23 protein-coding genes and 3 tRNA genes are annotated in these 22,164 nt (G+C 72.3%); 10 read left to right on the forward strand and 16 right to left on the reverse strand.

Features of this window, described 5'->3' with window-relative positions:
* Positions 1-47: 47 nt before the first annotated feature.
* Positions 48-599 carry an SSI family serine proteinase inhibitor gene (locus EES43_RS14845; RefSeq protein ID WP_124269179.1) on the reverse strand — a complete coding sequence of 184 codons (552 nt, stop codon included), beginning with the start codon at positions 597-599 and terminating at the stop codon, positions 48-50.
* A 281-nt stretch (positions 600-880) separates the two neighbouring features.
* Between EES43_RS14845 and EES43_RS14850 the strand changes: the two genes are divergently transcribed.
* The 6 genes from EES43_RS14850 (at position 881) to EES43_RS14875 (ending at position 4,924) form a co-directional block, all read left to right on the forward strand.
* Positions 881-971 (forward strand) — tRNA-Ser (locus EES43_RS14850).
* A 206-nt stretch (positions 972-1,177) separates the two neighbouring features.
* A tRNA-Arg gene (locus EES43_RS14855) sits at positions 1,178-1,250 on the forward strand.
* Positions 1,251-1,376: 126 nt separating this feature from the next.
* A complete protein-coding gene (locus EES43_RS14860) occupies positions 1,377-1,955 on the forward strand; it encodes a hypothetical protein (RefSeq protein ID WP_124269180.1) in 579 nt (192 codons plus the stop codon).
* A 152-nt stretch (positions 1,956-2,107) separates the two neighbouring features.
* Entirely contained in the window at positions 2,108-2,983 is an 876-nt protein-coding gene (locus EES43_RS14865) for a DUF2797 domain-containing protein (RefSeq protein ID WP_124269181.1), read from the forward strand.
* 83 nt (positions 2,984-3,066) lie between these two features.
* Positions 3,067-3,960, forward strand: a complete 894-nt coding sequence (locus tag EES43_RS14870) for an amidohydrolase family protein (RefSeq protein ID WP_241192427.1) — start codon at positions 3,067-3,069, stop codon at positions 3,958-3,960.
* 217 nt (positions 3,961-4,177) lie between these two features.
* Positions 4,178-4,924 (forward strand): response regulator transcription factor, encoded by a 747-nt coding sequence (locus EES43_RS14875; protein WP_124269182.1) that lies wholly within the window; start codon positions 4,178-4,180, stop codon positions 4,922-4,924.
* A gap of 199 nt (positions 4,925-5,123) precedes the next feature.
* Here the strand turns inward: EES43_RS14875 and EES43_RS14880 are convergent, their stop codons facing one another.
* Positions 5,124-6,086 (reverse strand): endonuclease/exonuclease/phosphatase family protein, encoded by a 963-nt coding sequence (locus EES43_RS14880; RefSeq protein ID WP_124269183.1) that lies wholly within the window; start codon positions 6,084-6,086, stop codon positions 5,124-5,126.
* 234 nt (positions 6,087-6,320) lie between these two features.
* On the opposite strand from EES43_RS14880, the gene EES43_RS14885 reads away from it, so the two are divergent.
* Together EES43_RS14885 and EES43_RS14895 are read left to right on the forward strand one after the other, a co-directional pair.
* Positions 6,321-8,006, forward strand: a complete 1,686-nt coding sequence (locus EES43_RS14885; protein ID WP_241192428.1) for an MFS transporter — start codon at positions 6,321-6,323, stop codon at positions 8,004-8,006.
* A 192-nt stretch (positions 8,007-8,198) separates the two neighbouring features.
* Positions 8,199-8,960 (forward strand): TetR/AcrR family transcriptional regulator, encoded by a 762-nt coding sequence (locus EES43_RS14895; RefSeq protein ID WP_124269184.1) that lies wholly within the window; start codon positions 8,199-8,201, stop codon positions 8,958-8,960.
* Positions 8,961-8,978: 18 nt separating this feature from the next.
* Here the strand turns inward: EES43_RS14895 and EES43_RS14900 are convergent, their stop codons facing one another.
* The 5 genes from EES43_RS14900 to EES43_RS14920 form a co-directional block, all read right to left on the reverse strand.
* A complete protein-coding gene (locus EES43_RS14900; RefSeq protein ID WP_241192653.1) occupies positions 8,979-9,908 on the reverse strand; it encodes an NAD(P)-dependent oxidoreductase in 930 nt (309 codons plus the stop codon).
* A gap of 101 nt (positions 9,909-10,009) precedes the next feature.
* Complete coding sequence (locus EES43_RS14905) at positions 10,010-10,480, reverse strand: PPOX class F420-dependent oxidoreductase (RefSeq protein WP_124269186.1); 471 nt, start codon at positions 10,478-10,480, stop codon at positions 10,010-10,012.
* A 29-nt stretch (positions 10,481-10,509) separates the two neighbouring features.
* The gene (locus tag EES43_RS14910) at positions 10,510-11,325 is read right to left on the reverse strand and encodes a YceI family protein (RefSeq protein ID WP_124269187.1); all 816 of its coding nucleotides are present in this window, start codon (positions 11,323-11,325) and stop codon (positions 10,510-10,512) included.
* Between the two features lie 318 nt (positions 11,326-11,643).
* Positions 11,644-14,202 (reverse strand): MFS transporter, encoded by a 2,559-nt coding sequence (locus EES43_RS14915; protein ID WP_124269188.1) that lies wholly within the window; start codon positions 14,200-14,202, stop codon positions 11,644-11,646.
* Positions 14,203-14,225: 23 nt separating this feature from the next.
* Entirely contained in the window at positions 14,226-14,738 is a 513-nt protein-coding gene (locus EES43_RS14920) for a MarR family winged helix-turn-helix transcriptional regulator (RefSeq protein WP_124269189.1), read from the reverse strand.
* 300 nt (positions 14,739-15,038) lie between these two features.
* Here EES43_RS14920 and EES43_RS14925 point away from each other — a divergent pair, with 300 nt between their 5' ends.
* A complete protein-coding gene (locus EES43_RS14925; RefSeq protein ID WP_124269190.1) occupies positions 15,039-15,254 on the forward strand; it encodes a hypothetical protein in 216 nt (71 codons plus the stop codon).
* A gap of 127 nt (positions 15,255-15,381) precedes the next feature.
* Here the strand turns inward: EES43_RS14925 and EES43_RS14930 are convergent, their stop codons facing one another.
* From EES43_RS14930 to EES43_RS14965, 9 genes are all read right to left on the reverse strand, one after another.
* Positions 15,382-16,275 (reverse strand): hypothetical protein, encoded by an 894-nt coding sequence (locus EES43_RS14930; RefSeq protein WP_124269191.1) that lies wholly within the window; start codon positions 16,273-16,275, stop codon positions 15,382-15,384.
* 69 nt (positions 16,276-16,344) lie between these two features.
* Complete coding sequence (locus EES43_RS14935) at positions 16,345-17,211, reverse strand: RNA polymerase sigma factor SigF (protein ID WP_124269192.1); 867 nt, start codon at positions 17,209-17,211, stop codon at positions 16,345-16,347.
* Positions 17,212-17,445: 234 nt separating this feature from the next.
* A complete protein-coding gene (locus tag EES43_RS14940) occupies positions 17,446-18,306 on the reverse strand; it encodes an RNA polymerase sigma factor SigF (RefSeq protein WP_124269193.1) in 861 nt (286 codons plus the stop codon).
* A gap of 198 nt (positions 18,307-18,504) precedes the next feature.
* A complete protein-coding gene (locus EES43_RS14945) occupies positions 18,505-18,798 on the reverse strand; it encodes a Dabb family protein (RefSeq protein ID WP_124269194.1) in 294 nt (97 codons plus the stop codon).
* An 8-nt stretch (positions 18,799-18,806) separates the two neighbouring features.
* Positions 18,807-18,971, reverse strand: coding sequence for a hypothetical protein (locus EES43_RS30645; RefSeq protein WP_164493177.1), 165 nt, complete (start codon positions 18,969-18,971; stop codon positions 18,807-18,809).
* A 520-nt stretch (positions 18,972-19,491) separates the two neighbouring features.
* Positions 19,492-19,576: transfer RNA gene (locus EES43_RS14950), tRNA-Ser, on the reverse strand.
* Between the two features lie 56 nt (positions 19,577-19,632).
* The gene (tadA, locus tag EES43_RS14955) at positions 19,633-20,145 is read right to left on the reverse strand and encodes a tRNA adenosine(34) deaminase TadA (protein WP_277426065.1); all 513 of its coding nucleotides are present in this window, start codon (positions 20,143-20,145) and stop codon (positions 19,633-19,635) included.
* A 91-nt stretch (positions 20,146-20,236) separates the two neighbouring features.
* The gene (locus EES43_RS14960; protein ID WP_124271983.1) at positions 20,237-20,803 is read right to left on the reverse strand and encodes a tRNA adenosine deaminase-associated protein; all 567 of its coding nucleotides are present in this window, start codon (positions 20,801-20,803) and stop codon (positions 20,237-20,239) included.
* Positions 20,804-21,020: 217 nt separating this feature from the next.
* Positions 21,021-21,263, reverse strand: coding sequence for a hypothetical protein (locus EES43_RS14965; protein ID WP_206430056.1), 243 nt, complete (start codon positions 21,261-21,263; stop codon positions 21,021-21,023).
* Positions 21,264-21,365: 102 nt separating this feature from the next.
* On the opposite strand from EES43_RS14965, the gene upp reads away from it, so the two are divergent.
* Entirely contained in the window at positions 21,366-22,001 is a 636-nt protein-coding gene (gene upp / locus EES43_RS14970) for a uracil phosphoribosyltransferase (protein ID WP_030075862.1), read from the forward strand.
* Positions 22,002-22,164: the final 163 nt, after the last annotated feature.

The following is a 22,164-nucleotide window of genomic DNA, read 5'->3' on the forward strand; positions in this document are numbered from 1 at the left end:
GGCTCCGGCACCCGGTGGCCGGCCATCGCCGACCACCGGGCCCGGGGTCAGCGAAGGTCGGGGAGGAGGGGCACCAGGTTGTTCCAACGAGCGATCTCGCAGCCGTCGCTGCGCGTCACGGTGGTGTCCACGGGCCGCCCCTCCCAGGTCCCCTTGATGCGGGCGGAGGCGTCACCGCCGTAGATCTGGGTGCACATCGTGCCCGCGGGCGTGGGCCGGAACAGCTCCTGTCCCGCGCGCGCCGCGCCCGCCTCCGCGAGCCGGTCGCAGGCTGCCTGCCGCTTCGGGTGGCTGCCCCCGGTGGGGCCGCACGTCAGCTCGAACGTTCCGTCGCCTCCGGCGACTCCGGAGTCGGTCACGATCACGGAGAGCCGGGTCCGCGCGTCCTGGGCCGGCCCGCCGCCGACACCGTCCAGGAAGCCGGGGAGCGGCGGGATCGGGACGGGCAGCGGCCCGAGGGCGGGTACGGCGGCGGACATCGGCCCGGAGGTCGGCCGCGCCGAGGGCGTGGCGCCGGAGGCGGTGGCGGTGGCGGCCGGCACGGCGGCGGACAGGGCGGCGAGCGACACGACGGCGGTGAGGGCGAGACGGCGCAGCATGCGGGGCTCCTGGATCTCTGGATCACGGGCGGTCGCGGGACGACCGCTGAAGCGACGGGCGGCGAACGGCGGCGGAACTGATCTCCCCGACCCCACCGCGACCGGCGGAGACCGACGCCCCCGCATCTCTCTAACGCCTCCGACGCCGGGACGTTGCGCCGCCACGCCGATCTCCTTTGCCGTGGCCCCCGTATGGCTAGTAACGTGAGCGGCGATTGGTGACACGACGCTGGACTGTGTCATCATCTGCACGCACCACTCGCGTCCGCGCGAGGTGTGCTGGAGGCGTCGCCTAGTCCGGTCTATGGCGCCGCACTGCTAATGCGGTTTGGGTCTTAAAGCCCATCGAGGGTTCAAATCCCTCCGCCTCCGCTCCACCCCGAAGCCCCGTGCCCTAGGCACGGGGCTTCGGCCGTTCCCGGCGATGGCACCCGCCCGGGGGAACAGCTCCCAGAACCACTCCGAGGAGACGTTTCCGCAGGTCAGGCTCGGTATGGCTGAGGGATTTCGCGTCACGGCGCAGGTCATGTAATGTTGTTCTCGCAACGCCGACCAGGCAGAAAAGCCCGGAACGCCAAGCACTCGTAGCTTAACGGATAGAGCATCTGACTACGGATCAGAAGGTTGCAGGTTCGAATCCTGCCGAGTGCACAGCAGGCCAGAGACCCCCAGGAGAAATCCTGGGGGCCTCTCGCGTATGCCGAGTTCGGTTGTGGAGGGGCGGGGTAGCCGGAGAGGTACGGGGCGTGGTGGACGCGTCCGGCTCGGAGGTTACCGATGGGGTCGACGGAGCACGGGCAGGCGGAGCGGTGGCAGGACCGGTGGTGGGCGATCGGGCTGTTGGTGCTCGTGGTGTGGGTCGGGATCCGCCTGGTCTTCGACGGGTGGTCGGGGTGGCCGGGGATCGTTGCCGGCGGGGTCGGTTACGCCGGGTTCATGTCGTGGTTCCTGATGCGGCGCAGGCGCCGGGACGCGCGGGCGGTGGGCACTGTGGCCGCTCGGGTGCCGGAGTTGGAGCGGCGGATCGCCAAGAACGGTGAGCTGCCCGAGGACCCGGCCGAGCGTGTGGTCATGGTCCGGTTGATCCGGCGGCGCGAGGAGAAGCTGCGGCGCAACCAGTGGTGGGCCTTTCCGCTGCTGGGGCTGCTGTTCTTCGGTATGCCGCTGCTGTGGTTCGCCGCCGGGAACGTGACGGCCGGGCTGTGGGGGCTCGGCTTCGGGCTGGCGTTCATGGCCTGGATGGTCTGGTTCAACCGCCGCTTCGTGCGGCGCATGGCCGGTATGCGGCAGCGCATCGAGGGCGTCGGCGGCGTGGGTGGCGTCGGCGGGCCGGGCGGTCTCGCGCACGGTGCCTGATAGCGGTGCCCTCCATAGCGGGCCCCTCCGCCTGCCGTCGTCGCCCTCGCCGGGGTGTCGCAGCCTCAGCCCTTAGCATCGGCTGGGAGCGCGCGGTGGGGTCTCCTCCGCTTCGTGCGGCGGGTCCGGGTGTCGAGGTGAGTGGGTGCGCGGTGACCGGTGGGTGGTGGTGCACCGGGCTGCGGTGGCCGGGCGAGGGGCCCGAACTCGGCTGGCGCAAGGGCGTCGACCGGCGGGTGAGCGCCCTCGCGTACGGCGGCGGGCTCGGGTTCCGGGCGGTGGGCGAGCGGCACTGCGTGGGGGCCCGGGGCAACGTGTGCCCGTTGGGGGCCGCGGTCTCCGTGCGCGGTACCGGCGGGCGGTGCCCGGAGTGTGCCCGGTTGGACCGGGCGCATTCGGTGGCCGCCGACACGCTGCTGGACGACCCGCGCACGTACCGCGTGTATCTCGCCTGGTTCGGGCCCGGCATGGTGAAGGTCGGGATCACCGCCGAGGAGCGGGGCGCCGCGCGGCTGCGTGAGCAGGGCGCGGTGGTGTTCAGCTGGCTCGGGCGCGGGCCTCTGATGGCGGCCCGGCGCACCGAGGAGGTCCTGCGCGCCGCTCTCGGCGTGCCCGATCGCATCCCGTACGCGCGGAAGCGGGCCGTGCGCGGCGCTCTGCCGCCGGAGCCGGAGCGGCGGGCCGAGGTGGCGGAGCTGTACGGGCGGGCCGTCGGGCTGGAGGGCCGCGGGTGGCCCGAGTCGTTGGAGCGGCTGCCCTTCGACGCCGTCGACCAGGTGGCGCTCTTCGGTCTGGACCGCTCGCCCGCTCCCGCCCGGTCGGTCGTCGAACTGGTCGGCGGCGCTGCGGTGGCGGGGCGGCTCGTGGCCGCGGCCGGGCCCGATCTGCACCTCGCGGTGGACGGCGGGGGCGTGGTCGTCCTCGACACGCGGCTGATCACCGGGTGGGAGCTGGCGGCGGCCGACGGCGGGATGGACGTTCCCCTCGTCGACATCGGGGCCGGTGGCGTGCAGGGTGGGTTGTTCTGACGGCTGCCCGAGGGAGAGCGCGCGTGGAGCGGGACGACGCGGACGACGGTGTGCGGGGCAGGGGCACCGGGGAACATGACGACGTGCGGCATGACGACGTGGTGCGGGACGACGACGTCGTGCGGTTCTGGCGGCGGCTCGGGCTGCCCGGGATCATCGACGTGCACACCCACTTCATGCCCGAGCGGGTCCTGCGCAAGGTGTGGGCGTACTTCGACGCGGCGGGTCCGCTGACCGGCATGGAGTGGCCGATCACCTACCGCTACGAGGAGGACGAACGGCTCGCCCTGCTCCGCTCGTTCGGCGTGCTGCGCTTCACCGCGATGCTCTATCCGCACAAGCCCGGCATGGCCCGCTGGCTCAACGGCTGGGGCGCCGACTTCGCCCGGCGGGCTCCCGACTGCCTGCACACCGCGACCCTGTTTCCCGAGGAGGGCGTGGAGCGGTACGTGCGGGAGGCCGTCGAGAGCGGGGCCCGGGTCTTCAAGTCGCACCTCCAGGTCGGCGCGTACGACGCCAACGATCCGCTGCTGGAGCCGGTGTGGGGGCTGCTCGCGGAGGCCCGCGTGCCCGTGGTGATGCACTGCGGTTCGGGACCGGCACCGGGGAAGTACACGGGGCCCGAGCCCGTGGGACGGCTGCTGGCCCGCCATCCGCGGCTGCGGCTCGTCGTCGCGCGCATGGGGATGCCCGAGTACGCGGAGTTCCTGGCGCTGGCCGAGGCGTATCCGCAGGTGCGGCTCGACACCACGATGGCGTTCACCGACTTCTGCGAGGGCTTCATGCCCTTTCCGGCGGCGGAGCGGGGCCGGCTCGCCGATCTGGGGGACCGGATCCTGCTCGGGACGGACTTCCCGAACATCCCGTATCCGTACGTCCACCAGCTGGAGGCGCTGGAGCGGATGGGGCTGGGCGACGACTGGCTGCGGGCGGTCTGCCACGGGAACGCCGCCGCGCTGTTCGAGACCGGTCCCTGACCGCCCTAGGGACATACGGCCGGGCCTGCGGACCGCTCGTTTCCCGTTGCGTTGCGTTGCGTTGCGCTGCCCTGCGCTGCCCTGCGCTGTTGCCGCCTTGCCGCCTTGCCGTCGTGTCCGCGTCATTACGCTGTTCCGCTCCGCGCTCAGCCGCTTTCTCAGGAAATTCACAGGAACGGGTCAGGGTTCTCTCACGGGCGGCTCCGAGGGTGGGGCCATGACGACGACGACCGCGCCCCAGGGGCGTACCGAACTGCTCAGGCCGGACCGCACGCCCGTACGGGTCCTGGTCGTGGACGACGAAGCGCCGCTCGCCGAGTTGCTGTCGATGGCCCTGCGTTACGAGGGGTGGGAGGTGCGCAGCGCCGGGGACGGGGCCGGGGCGGTGCGGGTCGCGCGGGAGTTCCGGCCGGACGCGGTGGTCCTGGACGTGATGCTCCCGGACATGGACGGTCTGGCGGTGCTGGGACGGCTGCGCCGGGAGTACTCCGACGTGCCGGTGCTCTTCCTGACCGCCCGGGACGCCGTGGAGGACCGCATCGCGGGGCTCACGGCGGGCGGCGACGACTACGTGACGAAGCCGTTCAGCCTGGAGGAGGTCGTGGCCCGGCTGCGCGGGCTGATCCGCCGCTCCGGCTCGGCGGTCGCGGCGGAGCGGAGCGGTTCGACGCTCGCCGTCGGGGACCTGGTGCTGGACGAGGACAGCCACGAGGTGAGCCGGGGCGGGCAGGCGATCCACCTCACGGCCACCGAGTTCGAGCTGCTGCGCTTTCTGATGCGCAATCCGCGCCGGGTGCTCAGCAAGGCGCAGATCCTGGACCGGGTGTGGAACTACGACTTCGGCGGCCAGGCCAACGTCGTCGAGCTCTACATCTCCTACCTCCGCAAGAAGATCGACGCCGGGCGGACGCCCATGATCCACACCCGGCGCGGCGCGGGGTATCTGATCAAGCCCGGTGATTAGGCGTCGCCGCACCGGGCCACCGCGGTGGCCGTGGACGACGCTGCGGACCCGGCCCGTCGTGTCGGTGGTCTCCCTCATCGCCGTCGTCGCCGCCGTGATCGGGTCCGGTCACCACGATCGACGGGCCGTCACCTGAGCCGGCCTTATCGGTGCGGCCCGGCCGCGACGGCGCCTTCTCGCTCCCGTCCCGTCCCGCGCGTCATCGGTGGTCGGCCCGACCGCGCACGCGCAGCAGCAGGTCCGCCACGACCGGGCGGTGGTCCGATGCGGTACTCGCGGGCACCCAGGCCCTCCGCACCGCCACCGCGCCGCGCGGGCCGCCCTTCGACACCGCCACGAAGTCGATCCGCTTGACGGGAGCCTCGGCGGGGAAGGTCGGCGCGCCCGGGGCCGCGTCCGTCAGCTCCCTCCACAGCGGGGCCAGCTCCGGTGCGCCCGGCTCCGCGTTGAAGTCGCCGAGCAGGATCTTCGGACCCCGGTCCCGCGCCATGATCCGCCGGGTGTCGGAGACCTGGGCGACGCGGACAGCCGGGTCGGGGCGGTAGTCGAGGTGGGTCACGTAGATGTGGACGGGCAGCCCCCGCACCCGTACGACAGCCTCGCCGAACCCCGGTGCGGGGGCCGGGACCGGGTTCGGGACCTGGGTCGACAGGCGGGTGATCTCGTGGTTCACGACGCTCGTGATCCGGTACCGCGACAGCACCGCCACCCCGAACTCCGCGCGCGGGGCGCCGGGCCGGGGCGGGTCGAGGCTGTAGACCGGTGCGAAGAACAGGTGCATGCCCAGCCGTTGTGCCAGCTCCCCGGCCAGGTCCCGCCATGCGCTGCGGTCGCTCCAGTGCCGGTCGACCTCCTGAAGCCCGATCACATCGGCGTTCAGCGACCGCAGATGTGCGGCCTGCCGTTCCGGATCGAAGGCGTGGTCCGTCCCCGTACCGGCGTGGATGTTCCAGGTGGCGACCCGCAGCGGCACGCCCTCCTCGTTCCGCGCGGTCGCCGCCGGGAGTGACGCCGGTGACGACGCCGGGAGCGCCGCCGGGAACGACAGCGAACGGGCCACGGGGTTCGCCGCGCGGGCCGTCGCGACGGCCGTCGAGGCGAGGAGCGAACCCGACAGGGCTGCGGTGAGCAGGAGTTGCACGGTACGGCGACGCAGTGACATGGCTCTCCAGCGGTCGGTAAAGGGCGCGCTCCGTCAGGTCGGCGTCGAGAACCGTACCGCCCGGCCGCCACCCGGAACACCGTCCCGGCCTCCGCGTGCTCAGGCGTGTCTCCGCTCCACCGAAAACAGGTTGTACGCCGTATAGGGGAAGGGTTACGGTCCCGGTCGTTCCTGTCCTGTACGGCGTATAGCCCTGTACGTCGTACAGCGGCCCTGGAGATCAAGGAGCCTCGTATGACGGCGACCGCCGCAGAGCAGAACGACCCGGCCTCGCAGAGGCATCCGCAGCGATGGCTGATCCTCGGCGTCATCTGCCTGGCCCAGCTCACCGTGCTGCTCGACAACACCGTCCTCAACGTCGCGATCCCCTCCCTCACCACGGAGCTGAACGCCTCCACCGCCGACGTGCAGTGGATGATCAACGCCTACTCGCTCGTCCAGTCCGGTCTGCTTCTCACGGCGGGCAGCTCCGCCGACCGCTACGGGCGGAAGAGGCTCCTGGTGGCCGGACTCGCCCTGTTCGGCGTCGGATCGCTCGCCGCCGGGCTCGCGCAGTCCTCCGGTCAGCTCATCGCGGCCCGCGCCGGCATGGGCGTCGGAGGCGCGCTGCTGATCACGACCACGCTCGCCGTGGTGGTCCAGATCTTCGACGACACCGAGCGCGTGCGGGCGATCGGCCTCTGGTCGACCGTCAACTCCCTCGGATTCGCGGTGGGTCCGCTCGTCGGCGGAGTGATGCTCGACCACTTCTGGTGGGGCGCGATCTTCCTCATCAACATCCCGGTCGCGCTCATCGGCCTGGTCGCCGTCGTCCGGCTCGTGCCGGAGTCCAAGAACCCGCGCGGCGACCGGCCGGACCTGCTCGGCGCGCTGCTGTCCACGGTGGGCATGACCGCCGTCGTCTTCGCGATCATCTCCGGCCCCGAGCACGGCTGGACGTCCGGCCGGGTGCTGCTCACCGCGTTCACCGGGGCGGCGGTGCTCGCCGGGTTCGTGCTGTGGGAGCTGCGCATCCCGTATCCGATGCTCGACATGCACTTCTTCCGGAACCAGAAGTTCATCGGCGCGGTCGCGGGGGCGATCCTGGTCGCGTTCGGCATGGGCGGTTCGCTGTTCCTGCTGACGCAGCACCTCCAGTTCGTGCTCGGTTACGGGCCGCTGGAGGCGGGGCTGCGCACGGCGCCGCTCGCGCTCACCGTGGTCGCCCTCAACCTCACCGGTCTCGGAGCCCGCCTGGTGCCGCGCATGGGGACGCCCGCCACCATCGCGGCGGGGATGAGCTGCCTGGCGGCCGGTCTCGTCGCCATCGCGGTGCTGGGGCGCGCGGGGTACGGCGGCATGCTGCTCGGCCTGGTCGTGATGGGCGCGGGCATCGCGGTCGCCATGCCCGCGATGGCCAACGCCATCATGAGCGCCATCCCGCCGGAGAAGGCGGGCGTGGGCGCCGGGGTCAACGGCACGCTCGCGGAGTTCGGCAACGGTCTGGGCGTCGCGGTACTCGGAGCCGTACTGAACTCCCGCTTCGCCGCACTCGTCCCGGCCGCCGTCGGCGCGGCCTCGCTGCCGGCCGCGCTGGCCGCCGCCGACGCTCCGGGCGAGCGCGAGCGCGTCAGGGACGCCTTCGCCTCCGGCCTGGAGGCCAGCCAACTGGTCGGGGCCGTCGCGGTGCTGGCGGGCGGACTGCTCGCCGCGCTGCTGCTGCGCCGGGCGGAACGGGCGGCGGCCCCGGAGGCCCCGGAGGCCCCGGCGGCCCCGGAGGCACCGACTCCGGAGGCGGCCCCGGCGGTCCCGGCGGCGGAGGCGGCACCGGCGGTCCCGACGGCGGAGGCGGCACCGGCGGCCCCGGCGGCACCGACGGCACCGACTGCGGCGGCCGACGGCCCGGACGCCGCCCGCCCCTCCGACCCGCTGCGAGGCTGATCAGGCGATCAGGCGGCCGAATTCCGGGCAGACTCGACGGGACCGGAGGCAGGTCCGAAGACAGGACCCGAGGCAGGTCCGGAGGCATAGCATCGGACGGGACACGACCGGAGTGTGATCATCCGGTACGTCGTCCCTTCCGGCAGGACCGTCCTGGCAGGACGCGTCCGCGCGAGACGAGGAGAGTGCGCCATGGTGCCCGCGTCCGACCGTGTGCGGAGCCCCGCCCGGACCAGCGTCTGGCTCGAACAGCGGACTCCGTCGCGCCCGCGCAGGTCCGAGTCGCCGGTCGGCCTGGACCGCGACAAGATCACCCGGGCGTCCGTGCGGCTGCTGGACGCCGAGGGCCTCGCCGGGTTCTCCATGCGCCGGCTCGCCGCCGAGCTCGACGTCACCGCGATGTCCCTCTACTGGTACGTCGACACCAAGGACGACCTCCTGGAGCTGGCGCTCGACTCGGTCTACACCGAGCTGGACCCGCCCCGCGAACCCGCCGAATGGCGTGTGCAACTGCGCGCGCTCGCCCGCGACTACCGCGAACTGATCGTCCGTCACATCTGGATCTCGCCGCTGGCCGGGACCTTCCTCAACATCGGCCCGAACTCGATGCTGTTCTCGTACGCGGTCCAGGACGTCATCCGGTCCACGGGCCTGCCGCTGGACCGGCAGACGGGCGCGCTGGCGGCGGTGTTCCAGTTCGTGTACGGATTCGGCACCGTCGAGGGCAACTTCAAGGCCCGGTGCGAGGCGAACGGGCTCACCCAGGACGACTTCCACCAGCAGGCGATGAGCACGATCCGGTCGCTGCCGCACCTCCGGCAGATCGTCGAGTCCACCGACGAACTGATGGCGGCCCGGGGCGGGAACACCGTGGAGGAGATGCGCGAGAGGGACTTCGGCTTCGCCCTCGACCTGTTGATCGCGGGCATCGAGGCGATGCGCGACCGCCCCTGAGGAACGTTCGAACGTTCCTCAGTAGCCGCGTTCCACGTCCACGGCCAGCTCCGGGCGGCGGCCCGCCGCCACCGCCTCCCAGCACGCGGCGAAGTCCGCGACCACGTCCTCGTCGGCGGTGATGCCCGCGGAGTGCGACGTCACGACCGTACGGGGCAGCGCCCAGACCGGGTCGCCCGGCGAGGCCGGCTCTGCGGGCAGCACGTCCAGCACCGCCCGCCGCACCGACCCGCCCCGCAGCGCGGCCTCCAGCGCCGCCAGGTCCACCGTCGCGCCCCGGCCCACGTTGACGAACGACGCGCCCCGCAGCGCAGCGAACCGCTCGGCCCCGAAGAAGCCCGCCGTCGCCCCGGTCAGCGGCAGCGCGGTGACCACCCACCGCGCGTCGCGCAGCGCCTCGCCGTCCTCGTCCGCGCCGATCACCCGGTCGAAGCCCGGCGGGGGCGGCCCGGTCCGCGCTGTGCGGGCCACGCCCACGGTCCGGATGCCGCAGCCGCGCAGCAGGGCGGCGACGGTCCCGCCGACGCGTCCGACGCCGTAGACCAGCGCGGTCTGGCCGGCGGCGAGTTCGGAGGGCAGGCGCCGCCACTGGGACCGGGAGTGCTGGGCGGTGAACTCGGGCACCCGCTGGCACTCGGCGAGTATCCAGGCCAGCACGTACTGGGCGATCCGCTCGCCCATCCTGCCGACGGTCCGGGTGAGCAGCGCCCCGGCCGGCCAGGGACCGGCGGCGAGCAGCGGGTCCGTCCCGGCGTTGACGCTGTGGAACCAGAGCAGGTCCGGCCTGCGCAGTCGGTCGGGCAGCGCGGCTCCGACGTACAGGTACGGGCCGCCGCCGGGCTCCGCGTCGGCCGCGGCCCGTTCCGCCGGGCGTCCGCCGATCCGCTCCAGCTCCCGCACCAGGCCCCCGCCCAGGGCGGGCGCGACGAGCAGCCGGGCCCGCGACATCGGCCCCGGACCGGGCAGCGGCCCCGAGCCGGGCAGCGGCCCCGGACCGGGCAAGGCACCCCGAGGCGGCTCGGGGCGGGCGGTCGGCGGCATGGCGGCGGTCAGCTGTCCGGGGCCAGGTGGGCCGGGAAGCCGCCCGTGGCGACGGGCCCCCAGCGTTCCGGTGTGACCCGGATGATCGACTTCCCCTGGCGCACCATCGCCGCCCGGTACTCGTCCCAGTCCGGGTGCTCCCCGGAGATGTTCCGGAAGTACTCGACGAGCGGCTCGACCGACTCCGGGGCGTCGATGACCTCCGCCGAACCGTCGATCTGCACCCACGGCCCGTTCCAGTCGTCCGACAGGACGATGACGGTGACCCGCTCGTCGCGGCGGGCGTTGCGGGTCTTGGCGCGCTCCGGGTAGGTGGACATGACGATCCGGCCCGTGTCGTCCACGCCGCAGGTCAGAGGAGAGCCCTGCGGGCGTCCGTCGGCCCGGGCGGTGAGCAGGATCGCCCGGTGCCGGGGCCGTACGAACGCCAGCAACTCGTCGAGCTTCACGGCGGTGTTGGTCGCGATGTTGGATGCCATGCCGACCACCCTACGACCGGGCCCGCCGGCTATCCGGGCAGCGCCTCGCCCTGGACGGTCTGGATGTCCAGCTCCACCCGCAGCGTCGTCCCGATCGCCGAGATGCCCGCCTGCACGACCTGGTTGTAGTTCATCGCGAAGTCCTCACGCCGCAGCTCGGCGGTGGCCTGGAAGGCCGCGCGCACGCCGCCCCACGGGTCGGGGCCGGTGCCGAGGTAACTGAGGTCCAGGTCGACGGGGCGGGAGACGCCGTGCATGGTCAGCTCGCCGTGCACGGTCCAGCGGTCGGGGCCCGCCGGGGTGAGGCCGATGGACCGGTAGGCGATCTCCGGGTAGCGGTCCACGTCCAGGAAGTCGGGCGAGCGCAGGTGCTTGTCCCGCATGCCGTTGCCCGTGTCGATGCTCGCCGCGGCGATCACCGCGTCGACCCGGGAGCGTGTGACCTCGTCGGCGATCTCGATCCGTCCGCTGAACTCGGTGAACCGCCCGCGCACGCTGGAGATGCCCAGATGCTGGGCGACCGCGCCCACGGAGGAGTGCGCCGGGTCCAGGGCCCACGCGCCCGGCGGCGGGAGGGCCACCCCGCCCTGGCGGGCCAGCACGATCTGGCCGCCCTCGATCCGGCCGCTCGCCGTGACGAGGGCGCTGGAGGCGGCGGGAGCGTACCCGACCGCCGTGACGATCACCGTGTACGCGCCCGCCGGCAGCGAGCCGTCCGTGCGGACGGACCCGTCCTCGTCGGCGGCGGCCCGCAGTACCTGGGTGCCGGTCATGTCCGTGACCGTCACGACGGCGTGCTGGACCGCCCAGCCGTCCCGCGTCCGTACCTGTGCGCGAAGTCCCATCCGTGTCTCTCTCCTTGCTCGATGCCCGGGGGCACCTCGATGATCCGGTGCGCCCGAAGGGCCCGGCGCCGACGAGTCGGGCCCCGGGGCGGGTACGGCAGGCCGTCCCCTGCCTGCCGTACCCGCCTCCGGGGCCCTTTCCCACCGGCCGGGACAGTCTCTCCGCTGGAAGTACCGTCCTGCCGGGGGTCTTTGCTACCCCTTCACGTGTTCACCGCTCAAGGAGGCGGATCGCGCGAAGGGGCGGGCGGTGGTCAGCCGCCGGTCGGTCGCCCGCGTGGGCGGGTTCGGTCGTTCGCCCGAGGCGGGCGGGTGTGGTCAGTCGCCCGGGTGGGCGAGTGCGATGTCGTGTCCGTCGACTCCCCGGCCGCTCACGCTCAGCGCGCCGGCCACCGGCGGGTAGCCGGTCGCGATGACCGAGTACTCGCCCGCGTCCAGATCGGTGAAGGCGTACGCGCCGTCCTCGCCGGTCGTGGCGGTGGCGACGACGTTGCCGGCCGCGTCGATCAGGGTGACCCGGGCATCGCCCAGGGGCACCGGCATCGCACCGGCCCGTACGACTCCGCGCACCAGTGCGCCGGACCGCAGGGCTGCCTCGACCCGCGTGACGCCCTGGCCGCCGACCTCCACCGGCAGCGCCAGCGGACGGAAGCCGGCCGCGTTGACCGCGACGGTCACGGAGCCCGGGACGAGCTCGCCGAAGGCGAACTCACCGGTCGCGGTGGACAGGCCGGTGGCCAGCACATCGCCGCGTACGTCGGTCACGATGACCATGGCGCCCTCGACCGGGGAGCCCGACTCCACAGAGCGTACGGATCCGGCCAGTCCGCTCGTACCCGACAGCAGGATGTCGAAGGCCAGCGGCTCCTCGCCGACGACCACCGTGGACGCCTGCGGCTGGAAGCCGTCGGCGGACGCGATCAGCACGTAACTGCCGGAGGCCGGAGCGTCCAGCGCGTAACCGCCGTCGGCCTGGGCGACGGAGCGCCCCAGCTGCCGGCCGCCGAGCGAGATCAAGGTGACGGCCGCGCGGGCGACCGGAGCGCCCTCGGCGCCGCGCACCACACCGCGTACCGGCGTGCCCCGGAAGGAGGACGGCGAGGCGGACGCGTCCGCGGCCACGCCGGCGGCGGCGGAGGTGAGCCCGGCCGCGCCCTCGGAGACGAGCCCGGCGACGCCGACCGCGGCGGGCACCGGGGCCTCGGCCTGGGCGGGAACCGCGGCCGTCGGTGCCGGTGCCGATGACGGGGCCGAAGCCGTGGCCGGTTCGGTGGCGGGTGATTCCTGGGTGTCGTTCGCCGCGTTGGTCTTCAGGGCGACCTCCTTGATGAAGATCGTCACGATGAAGGCGACGAGCGCGGCCGGGGCGGCGTACAGGAAGACGTCGGCGACGCCGTGGCCGTACGCGGCCTCCATGACCGTACGGAAGGGGGCGGGCAGCTTGTCCAGGTCGGGGATGCCTCCGCCGCCGGTACCGCCGTGGCCGTAGGCCGCGCCCTGGGGTCCGAGGTCGGCGAGGCCCTCCTTGACGTAGTGCGTGACGCGGTTGCCGAGGACCGCTCCGAGCGCCGAGACGCCGATGGCGCCGCCGAGCGAGCGGAAGAACGTGACGACGGAGCTGGCGGAACCGAGGTCTGCGGGAGCGACCTGGTTCTGCGTGGCGAGGACCAGGTTCTGCATCATCATGCCGATGCCGAGGCCCATGACGAACATGAAGACCGCGATGTGCCAGTACGCGGTGTCGTACCGGATCGTGCCGAGCATGCCCAGCCCGGCCGTCACCAGGAAGCCGCCGCCGACCAGCCAGCCCTTCCAGCGGCCGGTCCGGGTGATGACCTGGCCGGAGACGGTCGAGGAGAGGAAGAGGCCCGCGATCATCGGGATGGTCATGACGCCCGACATGGTGGGCGACTGGCCGCGCGCGAGCTGGAAGTACTGGCTGAAGAAGACGGTCCCGGCGAACATCGCGACGCCGACGAAGAGCGACGCGATCGAGGCCAGGGTGATCGTGCGGTTGCGGAAGAGGCGCAGCGGGATGATCGGTTCGGAGGCCCGCGACTCGGTGAGCACGAAGAGCAGGGTGAGGACCACGGAGCCGGCGAGCATCGCACCGGTCTGCCAGGACATCCAGTCGTACTTGTCGCCCGCGAAGGTCACCCAGAGGAGCAGCAGGGAGACGGCGGCGCTGATGAAGAAGGCGCCCGTCCAGTCGACCTTGGCCTCGCGCTTGACGACCGGGAGCTTCAGGGTCTTCTGGAGCACGACCAGGGCGATCACCGCGAACGGCACACCCACGTAGAAGCACCAGCGCCAGCCCATCCAGCTGGTGTCGGTGATGACGCCGCCGAGCAGCGGACCGCCGACGGTGGCGACGGCGAAGACCGCGCCGAGGTAGCCGCTGTAGCGTCCGCGCTCACGCGGGGAGATCATCGCGGCCATCACGATCTGGGCGAGGGCGGTGAGACCGCCGACGCCGACGCCCTGGACGACGCGGCAGGCGATGAGCATCCCGCTGCTGGTCGACAGACCGGCGACGACCGATCCCAGGACGTAGATGACCAGGGCTATCTGGACCAGCAGCTTCTTGCTGAAGAGGTCCGAGAGCTTGCCCCACAGGGGCGTGGTGGCGGTCATGGCCAGCAGCGAGGCCGTGACGACCCAGGTGTAGGCGCTCTGCCCGCCGCCGAGGTCGGAAATGATCTCCGGCAGGGCGTTGGAGACGACGGTGGACGACAGGATCGCGACGAACATGCCGAGCAGCAGCCCGGTCAGCGCTTCCATGATCTGCCGGTGTGTCATCGGCGTGCCGTCGGAGGCGTCGGAGCCTCCGTGCTTGGCGTGGCCGCCCCGCACACCGGTGGGTGTGGTCGTAGCCATTGAGTTCCTTGTCTTTGCTTCTGTTACACGGGTGTACGGGTGTACGCGTCGTCGCCCAGCCGGTTCCGGCACTCGCCGGTATGGCGTCCGGGGGCGCAGCCGCCGGCCCCGCGACAGGAGAAGCTGTCGCGCAGCCGGGACAGCAGCGAGCTGAGCCGTCCGACGTCCTCGTCGGACCAGTCCCGAAGATTGCGCGCGAACATCTCGGTGGTCCGCCGGGTCAGCTCGTCGAGCTGGGCGTGCCCGTCGGGGGTCAGCCGCAGGATGCGGGACCGTCGGTCCGCCGGGTCCGGGGACCGTTCGATCCAGCCGCGCTCCGCCACATGGGCCACATGGCGGCTGGTCACCGACATGTCCACGGCCATCAGCTCGGAGAGCCGGCTCATCCGCATCTCGCCGTGGCGGGCCAGGAGCGTCAGCACGGCGGCCGAGCCGCCGGGACACTCGGGGGGCAGGGCGCGGGCGAGTCCGCGTTTGACGGCTCCGACGGCGGTGAGCTGCCGGGCCAGTTCCTCGTACTGACTCCGTGCGGCCACCGGAAACCCCCTGACGTACTCACCACATGTTGTTGCTTAGGGCAACCATAGAAGCCGTTGGTTGCCGCAGGCAAACGAAAAGGGCCTTGCAGAAGTAAAGGAACGCAAAAGCCTCCGTAGGGTCCCGGTCAAGGCCCCGGGGCGCGCCGGGAGCACGCCCGGGACGCGCGCGGGGGCACGCCCGGGACAGCCCGGAGTGCGCGCGCGGGGCCCGCAGGCGGCGGGCGGAGGCGGCGGGCGGAGGCGTCCGACGGCCCCTGGGGTTGGGCCGTTGGCCCGAGTTCGCTAGGGTCCTGCCCCATGGCACACAACCCCCACGCCCCTCAGCCGGGCCCCGAGGGCACCCACGACCCGGCGGGCAGCACGCAGATGTTCCGCGCCTTCGTCGACGAGGGCGAGCCGCAGCGCCGGCAGCAGCCCGCGGCGACCTCGTCCGGGCCGAAGGCCGGGGTGATCGCGGCGGTCGTGGCGGTCGTCGTGGTCCTCGGCGCGGTCGCCTGGCTCGCGCTCAGCTGACCGCCTGACGAACCCGCCCGCGACCGTACGGCGTACCCGCCCGCCGACCGTACGGCGTACCCGTGAGGAGGCCCGGCCGCTCAGGGCCGGGTCCTGCGGTGCGGGCGCTTCCCCCCCCCGGGCGGTCTCACTCCCACACGGCCGAGACGTCCCTCGTCTCGATGTGCATGCCCAGCGGCACGCGCCAGGCGTCCACGCAGACCGTGTACGTGGTCGTCACAGCCGCACCCGCGTCGATGGGCGCGGGCAGTGGCTGTGACGAGGTGACGGTCGCCCAGTCGATGCCCAGCGCGCCGATGATGTGCGTGCCGAACGTGACCGTGCCGGAGCGAGCCGGGGAGCCGCCGGTGTTGCGGAACTCCACCGTCACCTGCTCGCACCACCGGTACTCGCCCTCCGCGCGCTGCGGAGCGCTCAGTTCCAGCAGGGGCGGTGAGGGCGTTCCGGGCGGCTTCGGGGTGCCGCCGCCGGGCCCGGGGCCGGGCGGCGGTGAGGGCGGTTTCGGCGACGGTGTGCCGCCGGGCGGCGAGGGAGCCGTGTCCGGCGGACGGGACGCGCCGGGCCCCGCAGAGTCCCCGCTGCCGCTGTCGCCGCCCGTGCCGGCGCTGCCGTCGCCGCCCTTGCCGCTCTCGCCGCGTCCGGGCCCCGCCGTACGTCCTGGGCCGGCCTTCCCCGTACCGCCGTCCGCTCCGCTGTCCGCGCGCGCCGGGCCGCTCTCCCGGGTGGACGGGGCCGCACCGGGGCTCCGCCCGGCGTCGCCCGGACCGCTGCCGTCGGCTCCACCGCTGTCCAGCGGAACCAGCCGCACCTTCCCCGAGGGCGGCCGGGGCTCGCCCGGCGACCGTTCGGAACCCGCGCCGGCCGCGCCCACCGCCGTATAGCCGTCGTCCGTGCCCGGTCCGCCCGCGCAGGCGGTCAGGGACAGGGAGCCGCCCAGACACAGCACGGCCGCCGAGGCGGCGATCAGCGTGCCCCGGCGGCCGGTCGTGCCTGAGGTCGGACCGCATGTCTGACGTCGCATCGGGCCAGTGTGGCTGACGGTCCGTCAAATATGAACCCTCGTGCGCGGGGCCTCCGCCCCGGCGGCGGGTCAGTCCGAGATGAGCCCTTCCCTGAGCTGGGCGAGCGTGCGGGTCAGCAGCCGCGAGACGTGCATCTGGGAGATGCCGACCTCCTCGCCGATCTGCGACTGGGTCATGTTCGCGAAGAACCGGAGCATGATGATCTGCCGCTCGCGCGGGGCGAGCTTGGCCAGCAGCGGCTTCAGCGACTCGCGGTACTCCACGCCCTCCAGCGCGGCGTCCTCGTAGCCGAGGCGGTCGGCGAGCGAGCCCTCGCCGCCGTCGTCCTCGGGTGAGGGGGAGTCGAGGGAGGAGGCGGTGTAGGCGTTGCCGACGGCGAGGCCGTCGACGACGTCCTCCTCGGATACCCCGAGGGCCCTGGCGAGCTCCGGCACGGTCGGGGAGCGGTCGAGCTTCTGGGCGAGCTCGTCGCTTGTCTTGGTCAGCGCGAGCCGCAGCTCCTGGAGGCGCCGGGGCACCCGTACGGACCAGGAGGTGTCGCGGAAGAAGCGTTTGATCTCCCCGACGACCGTGGGCATCGCGAACGTCGGGAACTCGACGCCGCGTTCGCAGTCGAACCGGTCGATCGCCTTGATCAGGCCGATCGTGCCGACCTGGACGATGTCCTCCATCGGCTCGTTGCGGCTGCGGAACCGCGCCGCGGCGTACCGGACCAGCGGGAGGTTGAGCTCGATGAGCGTGTCCCGCACGTAGGTCCGCTCCGGACTGTCCGTTCCCCCGGGGCCCGATGCGGGGCCGAGCGCGGCGAGCCGCAGGAACAGGGAGCGGGACAGCGTACGGGTGTCGATGGCTTCCGGCGAGCTGGTGAGCACGGCGGGTGCCGGCACGCTCTTCGTGAGCGTGAGCACCTTCGAGCTGCCCTGTTCTGCGGACATGCCACCCCCTTGAGGTCGCGGACGGTCGCGGTGACCGCGACCATCGGAGGAACGCAGCCTCCACCTGAATACCGGAGGCGGGGCCGCGGCAAACGCGCTTCGAGCAGAATGTCACATGTCGGCAACACGCTGTAGTGACATGTCGACAAGTCAGCGCCGAATCCGCCCTGGAAACAAGGGGTGTAGGGCTTTTATGCCGTCAGATCTCCTCTCTGCATGGTCTACCCGTTCCGGTTACGCCTCGATCCTGTTTGCGGATCTCAGTCGGGCGAAACTTCGGGCCAGCAGCCTTGACACGTGCATCTGCGAGACGCCCAGTTCCGCGCTGATCTGGGACTGGGTCAAGTTGCTGTAGTAGCGCAGGAGGAGGATGCGCTGCTCGCGCTCGGGGAGCTGGACGAGCAGGTGCCGGACGAGGTCGCGGTGCTCGACGCCGGCGAGCGCGGGGTCCTCGTAACCGAGCCGGTCGAGGAGGCCGGGCAGGCCGTCGCCCTCCTGTGCCGCCTCCAGGGAGGTCGCGTGGTACGAGCGGCCCGCCTCGATGCAGGCGAGCACCTCGTCCTCGGAGATCTTCAGCCGCTCGGCGATCTCTCCGGTGGTCGGGGAGCGGCCGTGAGCGGTCGTCAGGTCCTCGGTGGCTCCGGTGACCTGGACCCAGAGTTCGTGCAGCCTGCGCGGAACGTGGACGGTGCGTACGTTGTCCCGGAAGTAGCGCTTGATCTCGCCGACGACGGTGGGCATCGCGAAGGTGGGGAACTGCACGCCGCGCTCGGGGTCGAACCGGTCGATGGCGTTGATCAGGCCGATCGTGCCGACCTGGACGACGTCCTCCATCGGCTCGTTGCGGCTGCGGAACCTGGCCGCGGCGTACCGGACGAGCGGGAGGTTCGCCTCGATGAGGGCGGCCCGGACCCGGCCGTGCTCCGAGGTGCCCGGTTCCAGGCCCTTGAGCCGGCCGAAGAGCACCTGGGTGAGGGCCCTGGTGTCCGCCCCGCGCGTGCGGGCGGGCGGGGCGGTGGGGTCCGGGGTCTCCGTCTGGATGTCCTCGGTCTGGACGTTCTGGGGAGGCACTTGAGGCGCTGCACTGGCCGGCACGGTGACGCCACCCCTCTGCGGTCAACTACGGTCAACTCATCCGTCAAAAGCGGTCATAGCATCACAAGACATGTCCACTGTGTGCAAGCACCGCAAAGTGCCGTGTTGAGGCCAGAGAGGTTTAAGAACGACGAAAAACCCCTCACCGGTAGGGCGAGGGGCTCGACGGAACCGGGTCGGCCGGTGCCGGGAGAGGAGTCAGAAGGGGTAGTCCGCGATCACCCAAGTGGCGAATTCCCGCCACTGACCGGCCGCGGCCTGATGGTCGGGGTGCTCGATGTACCGCTTGAGGGCGTCCTCGTCGGCCACCGCGGAGTTGATAGCGTAGTCGTACGCGATGGGGCGGTCGGTGATGTTCCAGGCGCACTCCCAGAACTCCAGCTCCTCGATCCGTCCCTCCAGCTCGCGGAACGCCCGGTCCCCGGCGACGACCCGCGGATCGTCCCGCTCGACGCCCTCGTTCAACTTGAACAGGACCAGGTGGCGGATCATCGGTACTCCTACTTCACCAGTTCGGACATGAAGTCGCCGACGCCCTGAGCGGCGCTGGAAACGCCTTCGAACCCTACCTGGACGAGGTCGGCCGCCCGTTCGGGAGCCGTGATGATCGTGTACAGCACGAAGATCACCACTATGTAGAGCACGATCTTCCTCGCCTGTGCCACTGCACTTGCCTCCCCGTCGACCCCGCGTGCGATCGGGCGATTGTATCCGCACACGTTTCCGCGCACAGGGCTGAATCCAGGGGCCGATCGCGATCACTGACGCGCCCTTTAAGGACCTACGACCCGCCCATCGAGGCCCTTCGCCCGCTCTCACGGCTTCCGCGGAGCGGCAGGATGGACGACGAGGCTCCCCGGACCTGGCAGGAACCGGAGGGCCGGAACAGGACCTCACTGTGGGGTCCCCGCCGCGAGACTCCCCCCGACCGCGGCGGCGGACCGGAAGGCCTGTTTCTCATCGGGGGAAGCGGCTTGTCCCCCCGATGCCGCTTCCCCCGACCTGAGCGCCGCGCCCGGTCGCCGTACGTGTCCCGTACGGCGACCGGGCGCGAACGCGTTCGGACGGAGTGCGGCCGTGTTCGGACGGAGGGCGGCCGTGCTCGGACGAGGGCCGCTGCGGAGTACGTGCCGCACGCAAAACACCCTCCTGATTGCGTTTCCGCAGGTCAGGAGGGTGTGAGAGCGGTAGCGGAGGGATTTGAACCCTCGGTGAGTTTCCCCACACTCGCTTTCGAGGCGAGCTCCTTCGGCCGCTCGGACACGCTACCGAGAGAGAGCTTAGACCATGGTGGGGCGTGGACAGAAATCGGTTCTCGGGGTGCGGTCAGCGCGTGCGGAAGAACGCCGTGAGCAGGTCCGCGCACTCCTCGGCCAGGACGCCGGGGACGACCTCCGGACGGTGGTTCAGCCGGCGGTCGCGGACGACGTCCCAGAGCGAGCCGGCCGCGCCCGCCTTCTCGTCGCGGGCCCCGTAGACGACCCGGTCCACGCGGGACTGGACCAGAGCGCCCGCGCACATCGTGCACGGTTCGAGGGTGACGACCAGCGTGCAGCCGGTGAGCCGCCACGCGCCGTGGGCCTCGGCGGCCCTCCGGAGCGCGACGATCTCGGCGTGCGCGGTCGGGTCGCCCGTCGCCTCGCGCTCGTTGTGACCGGAGGCGAGCTGTTCGCCGTCCTGGCCGAGGACGACGGCGCCGACCGGCACGTCGCCGGCCGACGCCGCCCGCGCGGCCTCGGCCAGGGCGCGGCGCATCGGAGCCTGCCAGGAGTCGCGGACCGGGTCGGGCACGGGACCGGAGGCGGGCTCGGGTGAGGGGTTCGGTGGGCGAGCGGTCACCCGCGGACCCTAGCGGACCGGGCGGGCACGGGACCCGCGGTCCTCGGCGGACGGGACGGAGGACGGAGCCGGTCGGCGGGGACGGGTCCGGTCAGCGGACCGCCTCCATGACCTCGGCTGCTCCCAGTGCGTCGGCGATCTCCGTCAGCGCATCGGTCCGCAGCGTCAGCAGGTCCTGTTCGGAGACCCCGAGGTCGGCCAGGATGCCGACCTCGCCGATCGGCCCGGCCGGTACGGCGTCGGGGTCGTCGTCCGGTTCGGCCCCGGCGGCGGCGCCGGAGGGCTCCTCCCCGCCGGCCGGCTCCGGCTCGCCGTCCTCCGTACCGTCGAGGTCGACGAGCTCCTCCAGTGCGGCGATCTCGTCCTCGGTCGTCGGTTCGCGGCCGAGGAGTTCGTCGGTGAGCAGGATCTCCCCGTACGAGGAACGGGCGGCGGCGGAGGCGTCCGAGACGTAGATCCGGGGGTCCTCCTCACCGTCCACGCGGACGACGCCGAACCAGGCGTCCTCCTGCTCGATGTAGACCAGGACCGTGTCCTCGTCCACCGAGGCATCCCGGGCCAGATCCGTCAGGTCGGACAGGGTCTCCACATCGTCGAGCTCTGTGTCGCTCGCTTCCCACCCGTCTTCGGTGCGCGCGAGCAGTGCGGCGAAGTACACCGTGACTCTCCCACTGGTCATAGGTGAATCGGTCCGACGGGAGGGCAGACGGTGATCCGTCTGCTCTGAACCCCGCCCAATCGGCATCGTGGCAGAAACAAGCGCCGAGCGAGACCTCTTCAACGGTTGCGTCGGCCATCAGTTCCAGGAGTGCCTGGTCGGCGGTGGCCCGGACGGGGTGCTCCGGCGAGAGCCGTACGGATGCCCGAACGGTCCGTCACCAGCGGAACGTGCGCATCCGCATCTGTTGGCGCATACGGGCGGCACGGGCGCGGCGCGGCTGCACCCGATCGCGCAACTGCTTGGCCTCGTGGAGCTCGCGGAGGAACTGCGCGCGTCGCCTGCGCCTGGCCGTGTCACTCTCCTGCGCGTCCACGACGTCACCCGCGGCGTCCTGCGGGTCGCGCGCGTCGCGCGTCCCGCGGGAGCCAAGGTCCCGCTGCTGTTCCCCGTCCGGCATCGACACACCACCCCAACGCTGGGTCCGTATGCCCCCACCTTCCCCCCGAACAGGTGGTTGATGCCAGCGCACAGTGTCGTAAGGCACGGTTACTGTTGACTCATGCGGATCCACGTCGTCGACCACCCGCTGGTGGCGCACAAACTCACCACGCTGCGCGACAAGCGCACCGACTCCCCGACCTTCCGGCGGCTCGCCGACGAGCTGGTCACCCTTCTCGCCTACGAGGCCACCAGGGATGTGCGCACCGAGCAGGTCGACATCGAGACCCCGGTCACACCGACGACGGGAGTGAAGCTGTCGCACCCCCGGCCCCTCGTCGTTCCGATCCTGCGCGCCGGTCTCGGCATGCTGGACGGCATGGTGCGGCTGCTGCCCACCGCCGAGGTCGGCTTCCTCGGCATGATCCGCAACGAGGAGACGCTTCAGGCGGAGACGTACGCGACGCGGATGCCGGAAGACCTCTCCGGCCGTCAGGTCTACGTCCTCGACCCGATGCTGGCGACCGGCGGCACCCTCGTCGCGGCCATCCGCGAGCTGATCAAGCGCGGCGCGGACGACGTCACCGCCGTGGTGCTGCTCGCGGCGCCCGAGGGCGTCGAGGTGATGGAGCGCGAGCTGGCCGGCACCCCGGTCACCGTGGTCACCGCCTCCGTCGACGAGCGGCTCAACGAGAACGGCTACATCGTGCCGGGCCTCGGCGACGCCGGAGACCGGATGTACGGCACGGCGGAGTAGCCGGTCCGTCCACCGTCAGCCCGTCCACCGTCCGCCCGCCCGACGGGCCGTGAACCGACGGGCCGTGAACCGACGGGCCGTGAACCGACGGGCCGTGAAATACAGAGCCGGTGCCCCTTCCGCGTACGGCGCGGGAGGGGCACCGGTGCGTGCGTGCGGGCCG

Origin of the sequence: Streptomyces sp. ADI96-02, from assembly GCF_003846185.1 — a bacterium.
In the GTDB taxonomy this organism is placed as follows: domain Bacteria; phylum Actinomycetota; class Actinomycetes; order Streptomycetales; family Streptomycetaceae; genus Streptomyces.